The organism is Thalassotalea coralli (genome assembly GCF_055786205.1).
In genome coordinates this window covers 863,623-876,406 of the sequence record NZ_JBVVBK010000001.1, presented here as the reverse complement: position 1 = coordinate 876,406, position 12,784 = coordinate 863,623, and the positions used below count along the sequence as shown (strand labels likewise).

General features: G+C 41.1%; 9 protein-coding genes. 1 reads left to right on the top strand and 8 read right to left on the bottom strand.

What is annotated here, in order from left to right; translation table 11 throughout:
* Position 1: 1 nt before the first annotated feature.
* From metH to recA, 3 genes are all read right to left on the bottom strand, one after another.
* Positions 2-3,694: a methionine synthase gene (gene metH / locus ACOB80_RS03920; RefSeq protein ID WP_473164497.1), complete on the bottom strand. Its 3,693-nt coding sequence runs from the start codon at positions 3,692-3,694 to the stop codon at positions 2-4.
* Between the two features lie 27 nt (positions 3,695-3,721).
* Complete coding sequence (locus tag ACOB80_RS03915) at positions 3,722-4,663, bottom strand: homoserine O-succinyltransferase (RefSeq protein ID WP_473164496.1); 942 nt, start codon at positions 4,661-4,663, stop codon at positions 3,722-3,724.
* Between the two features lie 288 nt (positions 4,664-4,951).
* The gene (gene recA, locus ACOB80_RS03910; RefSeq protein WP_473164495.1) at positions 4,952-5,980 is read right to left on the bottom strand and encodes a recombinase RecA; all 1,029 of its coding nucleotides are present in this window, start codon (positions 5,978-5,980) and stop codon (positions 4,952-4,954) included.
* A gap of 278 nt (positions 5,981-6,258) precedes the next feature.
* On the opposite strand from recA, the gene mutS reads away from it, so the two are divergent.
* A complete protein-coding gene (mutS, locus tag ACOB80_RS03905) occupies positions 6,259-8,832 on the top strand; it encodes a DNA mismatch repair protein MutS (RefSeq protein ID WP_473164494.1) in 2,574 nt (857 codons plus the stop codon).
* An 85-nt stretch (positions 8,833-8,917) separates the two neighbouring features.
* Here the strand turns inward: mutS and rpoS are convergent, their stop codons facing one another.
* The 5 genes from rpoS to surE form a co-directional block, all read right to left on the bottom strand.
* Positions 8,918-9,853: an RNA polymerase sigma factor RpoS gene (gene rpoS / locus ACOB80_RS03900; protein WP_473164493.1), complete on the bottom strand. Its 936-nt coding sequence runs from the start codon at positions 9,851-9,853 to the stop codon at positions 8,918-8,920.
* An 80-nt stretch (positions 9,854-9,933) separates the two neighbouring features.
* Positions 9,934-10,770 (bottom strand): peptidoglycan DD-metalloendopeptidase family protein, encoded by an 837-nt coding sequence (locus tag ACOB80_RS03895; protein WP_473164492.1) that lies wholly within the window; start codon positions 10,768-10,770, stop codon positions 9,934-9,936.
* Positions 10,771-10,779: 9 nt separating this feature from the next.
* A complete protein-coding gene (locus ACOB80_RS03890; RefSeq protein ID WP_473164491.1) occupies positions 10,780-11,358 on the bottom strand; it encodes a YqaA family protein in 579 nt (192 codons plus the stop codon).
* On the bottom strand, positions 11,355-12,017 hold the full coding sequence (locus tag ACOB80_RS03885; RefSeq protein ID WP_473164490.1) for a protein-L-isoaspartate(D-aspartate) O-methyltransferase: 663 nt from the start codon (positions 12,015-12,017) through the stop codon (positions 11,355-11,357). Before ACOB80_RS03885 ends, ACOB80_RS03890 begins: the two co-directional genes overlap by 4 nt.
* Before the next feature lies 1 nt (position 12,018).
* Positions 12,019-12,780 carry a 5'/3'-nucleotidase SurE gene (gene surE, locus ACOB80_RS03880; protein WP_473164489.1) on the bottom strand — a complete coding sequence of 254 codons (762 nt, stop codon included), beginning with the start codon at positions 12,778-12,780 and terminating at the stop codon, positions 12,019-12,021.
* Positions 12,781-12,784 lie beyond the last annotated feature (4 nt).

Here is a 12,784-nt window from a genome sequence, read left to right as displayed (position 1 = left end):
ATTAATCTGGCTCATAATCTAAATTAGCAGATAACCAACGCTCGGCCTGCTCTATCGTCATGTGCTTGCGCGCCGCATAATCAAGTACTTGATCTTTCGCCACCTTAGCGACGGCAAAATACTTGCTATCAGGATGAGCAAAGTACCAGCCGCTAACCGCAGCGCCAGGCCACATCGCATAACTAGAGGTTAAGCTCATCCCAATGTTTTCTTCCACATTCAGTAGTTCCCACAAAAGTCCTTTTTCTGTGTGATCAGGACAGGCTGGGTAACCAGGCGCTGGACGTATGCCTTGATATTGTTCACGAATTAATGCTTCGTTATCAAAAGTTTCATCGGCAGCATATCCCCAATAGTCTTTACGAATACATTCGTGTAAATACTCTGCTGAGGCTTCTGCTAAACGATCCGCCACCGCTTTAACAAGTATGCTGTTGTAATCATCGTGCTGCGCATCAAACGCTTTGGCTAACTCGTCGACACCAAAACCAGCAGAAACCGCAAATGCGCCCATGTAATCATTTATACCCGTGTCTTTGTTAGCAACATAATCTGCTAAACAGCGATTGAACTGACCAGCTGGTTTTTTACTTTGTTGACGCAGTTGATGCAGACGCATTAACTTATCTTGTTTGGCTTCGTCTGAAAATACCACTAAATCGTCTTGTTCACTATAAGCAGGAAATAATCCGAATACCGCTTTCGCTTGCAGCTTCTTATTAGCGATAATATCGTCAATCATAGCATTGGCGTCATTAAACAACTTAGTCGCTTCTTCACCAACAACTTCATGTTTCAAAATCAGCGGATATTTACCAGATAGCTGCCAAGTCATGAAAAATGGCGTCCAATCTATGTAGTTTCTCACCACGTTAAGATCAAGTTTTTCTAATACTGTAACACCTAATTTATTCGGCTTTACCGGTGTATAGTTTTCAAAGCTAAGTGGTACTTTGTTAGCGCGCGCATCTTCTATAGTAATTAAACTAGAGCGTGGGCCCTTTTTGTAATGGCGTTCGCGAACACGCTCATACTCAAGATCTTGGCGCTCAACAAATGCTGGTCGTAATTCATCAGAAAGTAAGCTACTTACCACTGAAACAGAACGAGAAGCATTGGCAACGTAAACCACAGGCTCTTTATATTGATGCTCAATCTTAACGGCAGTATGTGCCTTGGAGGTTGTCGCGCCACCAATTAATAGCGGTAAGTTAAAGCCTAATCGCTCCATTTCCTTCGCTACATGTACCATCTCATCTAAAGACGGAGTAATTAAGCCTGATAGGCCGATAACATCGACTTTCTCTTCTTTGGCGACTCGTAAGATATCTTCACAAGATACCATCACGCCTAAATCGATAATTTCATAGTTATTACACTGCAGCACAACACCTACAATGTTTTTACCGATATCGTGAACATCACCTTTTACTGTTGCCAACAAAACCTTGCCGTTTGAGCTCGCTTCAGTTTTCTCCGCTTCGATAAATGGTTGTAAATGAGCAACAGCCTGCTTCATTACACGTGCCGACTTAACCACCTGAGGCAAAAACATTTCGCCAGCACCAAAAAGATCGCCAACAACATTCATACCATCCATTAACGGGCCTTCAATAACCTCTAATGGACGGTCAGCCGCTAAACGAGCTTCTTCGGTGTCTTCAACGATAAATTCATTAATGCCTTTAACTAATGCGTGCTCTAATCGCTTATTAACAGGCAATTCGCGCCACGCTAAATCGGCCTTATTATCTTTAGTGCCACCTTGGCCTCGATATTTCTCAGCGACGTCAAGCAATCGTTCTGTTGCACCGTCATCGCTATTTTGAATAACGTCTTCCACGGCTAGTCTTAACTCATCAGGAATGTCTGAATAAATCGCTAATTGACCAGCATTTACGATACCCATATCCATGCCATTCTTTATTGCATGATAAAGAAACACTGCGTGGATTGCTTCACGTACAGGGTTGTTACCACGGAATGAGAAGGATACGTTAGAAACACCACCGGATATCATCGCATGAGGTAAATTTTGCTTAATATCAGCAACGGCATCAATAAAGTCCACCGCATAATTGTTGTGCTCTTCGATACCTGTCGCTACAGCAAAAATATTTGGATCGAAAATAATATCTTCCGGCGGGAAGCCTATTTCATCCACTAAAATATGATAAGCGCGCTTACAAATTTCGTATTTACGTTCGCGAGTTTCTGCTTGGCCTACTTCATCAAACGCCATCACGATAACTGCAGCACCATAGCGTCTTAACAATTCGGCTTGATGCCTAAAAATTTCTTCACCTTCTTTTAAAGAAATAGAGTTAACAACACCCTTACCTTGAATACATTTAAGGCCTGCTTCTAAGATATCCCACTTAGAAGAATCAAGCATGATAGGTACTTTGGCGATCTCAGGCTCACCAGCAATCAGGTTTAAAAACTTAACCATAGCCGCCTTAGAATCAAGCATACCTTCATCCATGTTGATATCGATGATTTGAGCGCCGTTTTCAACTTGCTGTAAAGCAACAGCAATAGCTTGGTCATAATTCTCTTCCGTTATCAGTCGACGGAAAATAGCAGAGCCAGTGACATTGGTGCGCTCACCAACGTTAACGAATAATGTATCTTCTTGAATAGTTAAAGCTTCTAAACCAGACAGACGACAAGCAATTGGGCGAGCTTCAATTACGCGAGGCTTCACGTTAGCAACGGTGTCAGCCATGCCACGTATATGTTCAGGTGTCGTACCACAACAACCACCTATAATGTTCAAAAAGCCAGACTCTGCCCACTCTTGAACATGTATATTCATATCTTCAACACTAAAGTCGTATTCACCAAAAGCATTCGGTAAACCAGCATTAGGGTGAGCCGACACAGCAAAATCACTAATACGTGCCATCTCTTGAACATATTGACGCAATTCAACCGGACCTAAAGCACAGTTCAAGCCAAATGAAATAGGCTTAGCGTGGCGCAACGAGTTATAAAAACCTTCTGTTGTTTGACCTGACAGCGTGCGACCTGAAGCATCAGTAATTGTGCCAGAGATCATTACTGGAAGTTTTTCGCCCAGCTTTTCAAAGACAGTTTCTACTGCAAATACAGCAGCTTTGGCATTTAACGTATCAAAGATAGTTTCAATCAGAATAATATCCGATCCACCTTTGATCAGGGCTTCAGTTGATTCTATATAGGCAGTAACAAGTTCATCAAAGTTAACATTACGAAACGAAGGATCGTTTACATCAGGTGAAATCGAACAAGTACGGTTTGTTGGCCCTAAAACACCAGCAACAAAACGCGGCTTTTCAGGGTTCTTAGCGGTAAACTCATCTGCAACCTCGCGTGCTAACTGAGCAGCAACTAAGTTTATGTCAGCACTTTGTGCTTCCATATCATAGTCAGCCATTGCAATCGTTGTAGCATTAAAGGTATTGGTTTCAATAATATCCGCACCAGCTTCTAAGTACTCAGCGTGTATCGCTTTAATAATATCTGGCTGCGTAAGAACCAACATATCGTTATTGCCTTTGACATCTAAATGCCAATCGGCAAACTGTGTGCCACGGTAATCTTGTTCTTCTAATTTATAGGCTTGGATCATGGTGCCCATCGCACCGTCCAAAATTAAAATCCTGTTTTTTAACTCTTGCTCCAAGCGTTGATAGGATGCTGATTTATTCATACTGCTGCTCTTGATAAAATTTTTAAATTAACTGCTTGGGTGAATGGCCTGAATATTATCGGCATCCAACTTATATGGTGTTATTTGATAAACGTAATAGTTCAGCCAATTAGTAAATAATAGACTACCGTGACTGCGCCATGAACTATAAGGTGTATTTTTCGGATCGCCTTCCGGATAGTAATTTTCAGGAATTTTGCTATCTAAGCCCTGACTAATATCTCGATTATATTCATCGTCTAAAGTATTAGCGTCGTATTCCGGGTGACCTGTTAAATACACTTGTTGTTTGTTCTCACTGACAACTAAGTAAACGCCCGCATCTTTAGATTCCGCCGCAATTTTTAATCCTGGAACAGACAAGTAATCTTCTCTATCTATAAAGCCATAACGAGAATGCGGCACATTGAAGATACCGTCAAAGCCACGAGTAATTTGTGATTTGGGATCACTTGGACTGTGTTGATACACACCTGATAGCTTTTCGTCACGTAAATGACGGCGTAAGCCATAATGATGATAAAGCGCTGCATGTGCAGCCCAACATGAAAACATGGTCGAGGTTACATTTTTCTCAGCCCAATCGAAGACTTCACAAATTTTGTCCCAATAGCTGACCTTTTCGTAATCCATTAATGCCAAAGGAGCTCCTGTAACGATCAAGCCATCATATTGTTTATGTTTAATGTCATCAAACAAACAATAGAAGTTATCTAAATGCTCTTTTGGCGTATGTTTAGACTCATTAGAGTGAATACGAACGAATTCGATATTAATCTGCAACGGTGTATTAGATAACATCCGGCAAATCTGTACTTCAGTTTCAATTTTATTCGGCATCAAGTTTAAGATCGCCACTTCCATTGGGCGAATTTCTTGATTCGCCGCTCGGTGCTCAGACATAACGAAAATATTTTCGTTATCAAGTACTTGCAATGCTGGTAGTTGATCTGGAATTTTAATTGGCATGTGCTGCCCTCTCTTGACGCTCTCTTTAGATCATTACAATAAGGTAATGCTCTCCTTACGATAGCAGCTAATGTGCCTTGGATTTCTAGATATGTCAACTTCTAAACGTATAGACGTCTAAAACTTTTAAATATAAGCTGAGTAAAATTTCTATAACTAGCTTAGAAAGTGAAAAAGAAAGTGTATTTTTCAGGTATAAAAAAACAGCGTGCTAAGCACGCTGTTTGAAATGATAAGATATAGTAACCAGCTAGAGTATTAATAATACTCTACATTAACCTTTACGAATTACTCTGTAACCGCTTCTTCTTCCTCGTTACTTTCTACATTTTTAGAAAGGAACATTTCACGTAAACGGCCATCAATTTCGTTAGCCATTTCAGGATTCTGCTTTAAGTAATCAACTGCTTTAGCTTTACCCTGACCAATACGGTCACCATTGTAGCTATACCAAGCACCTGCTTTTTCAATCATCTTGTTTTGAACACCAAGGTCAATTAACTCACCGTAGCTGTTAATACCTTCGCCATAAAGAATTTGGAATTCTACCTGCTTAAATGGCGGTGCAATTTTATTCTTAACAACTTTAACACGTGTTTCATTACCCACTATTTCATCGCCAGTTTTTACTGCACCGATACGACGAATATCTAAACGTACTGACGCATAGAACTTAAGTGCATTACCACCAGTAGTTGTTTCAGGGTTACCAAACATAACACCAATTTTCATACGAATTTGGTTAATGAAAATCATCATAGTGTTTGATTGCTTTAAGTTACCCGTTAGTTTACGCATTGCTTGCGATAACATACGCGCTTGCAAACCTACGTGAGAGTCACCCATGTCACCTTCAATCTCTGCTTTTGGTGTAAGTGCCGCTACCGAGTCAACTACGATAACGTCTACCGCACCAGAGCGTGTTAACATGTCACATATTTCTAATGCTTGCTCACCAGTATCAGGCTGTGACACTAGAAGCTCATTAATGTTTACGCCTAATTTTTCTGCATAGATTGGGTCAAGTGCATGCTCGGCATCAACGAAGGCACACACTTTGCCGTTACGTTGCGCTTCTGCAATGACTTCTAACGTTAATGTTGTTTTACCACTTGATTCTGGACCGTAAATTTCAACAACACGTCCCATTGGTAAACCACCAGCACCTAGCGCAATATCAAGACCTAATGAGCCAGTTGATATTGTCTCAACGTCCATGCTGCGGTTCTCACCCAACTTCATAATTGAACCTTTACCGAATTGACGTTCAATTTGACTTAGGGCAGCTGAGAGTGCTTTTTCTTTATTACCGTCCATTTATTGCTCCAAAAAATACCGAATAATGCGTTAATTGAAACCAAGTATACTGTATGGTCGTACAGTATCAAGTGTTTTTTTACTGTATAAACTCATTAACCACTAACTAACTAATATATAAAGATATTTACACACCACACCACCTGTACAAAGTTTAAACAGAGATAAAACTACTGTATAAATTAAATAAAAGAGTGATCATCAAAGGGCTTCTCGGCATAATAACGACATAACAGCAAACTATGCCTTTTACCGGGTAACAATAAACACCAATATAAATGACAACAAAAGATACAAGCCTTAGCACGCACACCCCAATGATGCGTCAGTACCTCACTATTAAAGCTGAATTTGAACACATTTTATTATTTTATCGAATGGGCGATTTTTACGAGCTTTTCTATGATGATGCCAAAAAGGCCGCCGACCTATTAGACATTTCACTGACAGCAAGAGGCAAGTCAGGCGGTAACGCGATTCCGATGGCCGGTGTTCCTTATCACGCTGTTGAAAGCTATTTAGCAAAATTAGTGCAGCTTGGTGAGTCTGTCGCAATCTGTGAACAAGTAGGAGATCCGGCGACAAGTAAAGGGCCAGTTGAGCGTAAAGTTGTTCGTATTGTTACTCCCGGAACGGTTAGTGATGAAGCGCTCTTAACTGATCGACAAGACAATTTATTAGTTAGCATATTCGAAGACAAAAGCGGTTTCGGCTTAGCTTATTTAGACATGGCCAGTGGCCGCTTTGTTATCGTAGAGCCAACTACTGGCGAACAATTACAAGCTGAATTGCAACGCTTATCCCCTGCCGAATTGCTTTATCCAGAATCTTTTTCAAAACCAGAACTTATTAATTCGTTAAAAGGCTTGAGAAGACGTCCGGATTGGGAATTTGATAAACAAACTGCACATAAAGCGTTAACCCAGCAATTTTCTACTAAAGAGTTATCAGGGTTTGGTGTCGATGGTATGGAGCTAGGCATCGCTGCCGCGGGTTGCTTGTTGCAATACGTTAAAGATACTCAACGTACCGCTTTACCCCATATTCGTTCAATTATTGGCGAATCAAGTCAACAAGGTGTAGTACTTGATGCTGCGACTCGTCGCAATCTTGAATTAACGGTTAACTTGCAAGGCGAAGTCAACAATACTTTGGCAAGTGTGTTAGATCATACATCAACACCTATGGGGTCGCGATTACTAAAACGTTGGCTGCATTTCCCGTTAAGAGACGTCACTACGTTAACAAATAGACAAAATGCTATCGCGTCGTTGTTAGACAACGACATTTATTTTGAAATAAAACCGTTGTTAAAGTCTATCGGCGATATCGAACGTATCATTACCCGAATTGCTTTGCGCTCCGCTCGCCCAAGAGACTTTGCTCGTTTGCGTAATGCTCTATATGCTTTGCCTGAGCTTCAACAAAATTTAGTTGATTTAAACACGCCACTCATTGGTGAGTTGGCTCAAAACATTCTTCCTATCGAACATCTAGCTGATTTACTTGATAAAGCCATTATCGAAAATCCGCCAGTCCTTATTCGAGATGGCGGCGTTATCGCCCCTGGTTATAATGCAGAGCTAGATGAACTTCGAGATTTAAGTCACGGCGCCAATGAGTTCTTACAGCAACTAGAGGAAAAAGAAAAAGAACGCACCGGCATCTCAACATTAAAAGTGGGCTACAACAAGGTTCACGGTTTTTTTATCGAAGTCAGCAAAGCTAACTCAGGTAATGTTCCAGACGAATACATCAGGCGCCAAACACTTAAAAACAATGAGCGATACATAACGCAAGAGCTTAAAGTTCACGAAGAAAAAGTTCTTACCGCACAAAGCCGATTTTTGGCATTAGAGAAAAAGCTGTACGATGAGTTGTTTGATTTAGTTCTTCCAGATCTAGCTCGGTTACAACAACTAGCGGAGTCGTTAGCGGAATTAGATGTTCTTGCTAATTTTGCTGAACGCGCGGAAAGTTTGAACTATGTTAAGCCAATCTTAAAAAATGACCCTGGCATTACTATTGAAAACGGCCGTCACCCTGTCGTTGAACAAATGACAGAAGACGCTTTTATTGCCAACCCAGTTGTGCTTACTGAAAGCAGACGTATGCTCATTATTACCGGCCCTAACATGGGGGGTAAGTCTACTTATATGCGTCAAACCGCGCTAATTGTGTTGTTAGCTCATATCGGTAGCTTCGTACCAGCAGATGGAGCAGAAATCGGCATAGTTGATAGAATATTTACCCGTATAGGCGCTTCAGATGACTTAGCAAGCGGACGTTCTACCTTTATGGTAGAAATGACGGAGACAGCGAACATTCTGCACAATGCCACAGACAAAAGCTTAGTACTGCTTGATGAAATCGGTCGAGGAACGAGTACCTATGACGGTCTTTCACTCGCTTGGGCATGCGCTGAAATGCTAGCGATAAAACTTAAAGCCTTTACGCTATTTGCCAGTCACTATTTTGAGTTAACCATGTTAGCAGATTCAATAGACTCTTTAGCGAATGTACACTTAGATGCGCAAGAACATGGTGATGACATCATTTTTATGCATGCGGTACAAGAAGGTGCGGCAAGCAAGAGCTTTGGCTTACAAGTAGCTCAGTTAGCAGGCGTACCTAAGCCTGTCATTCAACGCGCCAAACAACGCCTGTCTGAGCTTGAGAGTCAGCAAAATAGCGCAAATAAACCTATTATCAGTGAGTCACCGTCGTTTGAGCAATTATCACTCGTTGACACTTTGCACCCAGTTGTAGATCAATTGTCTGAGACAGATTTAGACGATTTATCACCTCGACAAGCGCTTGATTTACTATACGCCTTGAAAGCCAAAATTTAGTGAGCAGATTATCAAGATCAAAAAACCAGCTATCTAGCTGGTTTTTGTTTTTGGGGTGTATTAGTGAGTTGTTTAGTCTATGAGTTTACGCTTGGAAAAGCGCCTCTATCGACAAGTCTTGAGCACTTAAAATATCACGTAAACGCTTCAAGGCTTCTACCTGAATTTGACGTACTCTTTCACGAGTAAGGCCAATTTCAACGCCAACGTCTTCTAAAGTAGCAGCTTCATAGCCTAGTAAACCGAAACGGCGAGCTAATACTTCACGTTGTTTTGAATTTAATTCATTCAACCAGTGAACAATACTATTTTTAATATCATCACTTTGTAGGTTGCCTTCTGGCCCTTGTGATTTTTCATCTGGGATAACGTCCAATAACACTTTGTCTGATTCGGTTCCAAATGGAGTATCCACAGAGGCGATACGCTCGTTCAGTCTCAACATTTTCGAAACATCAGCGACAGGAACATCAAGCTCTTTTGCGATATCTTCAGCAGTTGGCTCATGGTCTAAACGTTGCACCAACTCTCTTGCTGTACGCAAATAAGTGTTAAGCTCTTTCACCACATGTATTGGCAAACGAATAGTGCGTGTTTGATTCATAATCGCACGTTCGATAGTTTGGCGAATCCACCACGTTGCATACGTAGAAAATCTAAATCCTCGTTCAGGATCAAACTTTTCAACAGCACGGATCAAGCCTAGGTTACCTTCTTCAATCAAATCTAGAAGTGGTAGGCCTCTGTTGTTATATCTTCGTGCAATTTTAACGACTAGACGTAGATTACTTTCAATCATACGCTTGCGTGCGGCTTCGTCACCTTTTAAGGCAAGGCGAGAAAAGTAGACTTCTTCTTCAGCTGTTAACAATGGCGAGAACCCTATTTCTCCCAAGTAAAGCTGTGTTGCGTCTAAGTTGGCTGGAACTTCCTCTTGTAACTTATCAAAGACTTCCGAGTCTTTTGTGTTATCAGCTACATCATCGATAACTACGTCTTTTAATTCTTTTTCTATGCTCATGCTATATCTCCCATCATTAGCTAAGCTGAATTGACTAAATTAAATTTTCACGTTAACTCCAGTTGTTTTTATGTTTGTTATTATCTTCTCGGCAGATACTTCAGAGGGTTTACAGGTTTGCCACGAAAGCGAACTTCAAAATGAAGCATGACTCTTTCAGCATCTGTGCTACCCATTTTAGCGATAACTTGCCCTGCTTTTACAGTTTGCTGTTCCTTGACCAAAATGCGTTCATTGTGCGCATAAGCTGTTAAATAATCATCATTGTGTTTAACAATAATTAACTGCCCATAGCCTCTTAACACATCTCCGGCATATACCACCTTGCCGTCAGCTGCTGCTTTGACCGGGTCGTTTCGCTTACCTGCGATGTCTATTCCCTTATTACCTTGTTTTTTAGTAGAAAACTTAGCGATAAGCTTACCACTAGCAGGCCATAACCAACGCTTAACTTTTTGCGAAAATGTGGCCTGTTGTGTAGAAGACTTTTTGGTTGTTTTTTGCCCTCTTACATTTCCACCATACTCCTGCTTTTTTGTTGATGCAACAGGTTTTTTTACAACTTTTGGCTTAGTGTTTTTACTCTGATTGTTAGAGGGTTTATTTTTACTCGCGTTCAGCGATTTTTTAGTTAAAAATAATTTTTGTCCTGGGTAAATTTTGTAGGGTGCAGTTATTCCATTCAAATTTGCTAGCGTACGTACATCCAAGCCCGCTCGCCAGGATATTGAATACAATGTTTCTCCCTTTTTCACTGTATATTTCGTCCCCTTTAAGCTATTTCTAACTTGTTTACTCAGTGGAACTGAAGCAGAGGCATCAACCACAGGTGCAGGCGCATTATTAGAAGAACACGCAGAAACCAGCAGCAAAACGCAAACAATAAAGTAATGAGTATAAGGTCCTTTTAGGCTCATCGACAGGTATTACCTAAGCATAAAATATAGAACAACGATAATAGCAACTAACGCCCAACCTAGAACATCAACCCACTGTCTGAGTTTATGTTCCATTTTTTCACCGCCTAAATAAATTAACCCAGCAACTAAGAAAAAGCGCATGCCTCGACCAATAGCTGATGCAATGAGAAACGGTAAAAAAGCCATTTGTAAGAAACCGGCACTAACGGTAAAGATTTTATAAGGAATAGGAGAAAAGCCAGCAATAAAAACGACCCAAACGCCCCATTCTTTAAACCAATTAACCGCTAAGTCAAAGGTTTCTTGCTTGCCCCACTCAGTTATCAGTGGCTGTATCCAAGGCTCAAACATGTAATAACCTAATGCGTAACCAGCAACACCGCCTACAACGGAAGCAATAGTGGTCAAACTCGCGTAAAACCATGCTTTACGGCGCTCCGCCAATACCATAGGTGCAAGTAAAACATCAGGTGGGATAGGAAAAAAAACAGATTCAGCAAATGTTAATGCCGCTAGTATTGCAGGCGCAAACTTATGTTTAGCCCACTTTAAAGTCCAATCATAAAGTGATGTAAATATCTTCACGAAATCGCTCCAGGTACGAGAGGCACAAAGCGAACAGCTTCGATTTGTTGTTCGATAAACTCGTCACCATTTCGACGAATTAGCTTTAAAATTTGTGTTTGTTCGCCAACAGGAACAACTAAGCGTCCACCGTCAGCGAGTTGCTCAAGTAAAGCTTCTGGCACGCGACTAGGTGCAGCCGTTACTATGATAGCTTCAAATGGTCCTTTACTGTTCCACCCTTTCCAACCGTCGCCGTGCTTCATAGAAACGTTGTGCAAATCAATCGATTGCAATTTGCGTTTAGCTTGAAATTGCAACGACTTTATACGCTCAACAGAAAATACTTTTTGTGTTAACTGCGCCAATATAGAAGTTTGATAGCCTGAACCTGTACCAATCTCTAAAATACTGCTGGGAACGCCGTCAGCAAGCAACAACTCCGACATTTTTGCCACGATATACGGCTGTGAAATGGTTTGCCCTTGACCTATTGGCAATGCGGTATTGTCATAAGCTTTGTGTGCTAAGATTTCTGGTACAAATATATGTCTTGGACTACGAGCAATTGCTTGCAATACCTGAGGGTTGGTAATCCCTTCATTATGTAATTTCTGCGCCAGCAATTCACCACTACGTGTAGATTTACCACCTACTCTGTGTCCTACTCTGACTGTCATACTACTCTTCTCTTAAATTAAAATCGCTAATCCACTCAGTGATTTTGTCCATGCTGTTGTAAGCCGTCATATCTACTGTAAGCGGTGTAATTGACGCATATCCTGACGCCACGGCAAAAAAATCTGTACCTTCACCTGCGTCGAGTTCTTCTCCTAAAGCACCATACCAATAGATATCTCTATTCCACGGATCTTTACTTGCTTGCATAGTTTCGGCTTTATGACGATGCCCTAACCTTGTTACTTGAATACCTTTTAGCTCATCGAGCGGTAAATCAGGTACATTGATATTAATAATTTGGTCGGCAGGTAAAGGATGTTGTTGCAAGCGTTGAATAAATTGTGCTGTAACTACAGCGGCAGTTTTAAAGTGCTTTTGCTCTTTGCCAACAAGCGAAACGGCTACGGCAGGCATGCCCATATGACGTCCTTCAGTAGCAGCTGCAACCGTGCCAGAATACAAAGTATCATCACCAAGATTAGCCCCGTGATTAATACCGGCGACAACTAAATCAGGCAGCGGTTTAACTAACTGACTAATGCCAAGATGTACGGAGTCGGTTGGCGTACCGTTAACTGAATAAAAACCATTTTCTAATTGCTGGGCACGCAAAGGGTTTAACAGGGTAAGAGAGTTACTTGCACCACTGCAGTTTCTATCTGGCGCTACAACCTCAACATCCGCAATTTTAACGAGCTCATCATATAAAGCTTTTATGCCTTGAGCATGCACTCCATCATCATTGCTCAATAATATTTTCATTTTG

Coding starts and splice junctions, on each gene's coding strand:
- metH (WP_473164497.1), bottom strand. CDS start 3,694: ATGAATAAATCAGCATCCTATCAACGCTTGGAGCAAGAGTTAAAAAAC.
- ACOB80_RS03915 (WP_473164496.1), bottom strand. CDS start 4,663: ATGCCAATTAAAATTCCAGATCAACTACCAGCATTGCAAGTACTTGAT.
- recA (WP_473164495.1), bottom strand. CDS start 5,980: ATGGACGGTAATAAAGAAAAAGCACTCTCAGCTGCCCTAAGTCAAATT.
- mutS (WP_473164494.1), top strand. CDS start 6,259: ATGACAACAAAAGATACAAGCCTTAGCACGCACACCCCAATGATGCGT.
- rpoS (WP_473164493.1), bottom strand. CDS start 9,853: ATGAGCATAGAAAAAGAATTAAAAGACGTAGTTATCGATGATGTAGCT.
- ACOB80_RS03895 (WP_473164492.1), bottom strand. CDS start 10,770: ATGAGCCTAAAAGGACCTTATACTCATTACTTTATTGTTTGCGTTTTG.
- ACOB80_RS03885 (WP_473164490.1), bottom strand. CDS start 12,017: ATGACAGTCAGAGTAGGACACAGAGTAGGTGGTAAATCTACACGTAGT.
- surE (WP_473164489.1), bottom strand. CDS start 12,780: ATGAAAATATTATTGAGCAATGATGATGGAGTGCATGCTCAAGGCATA.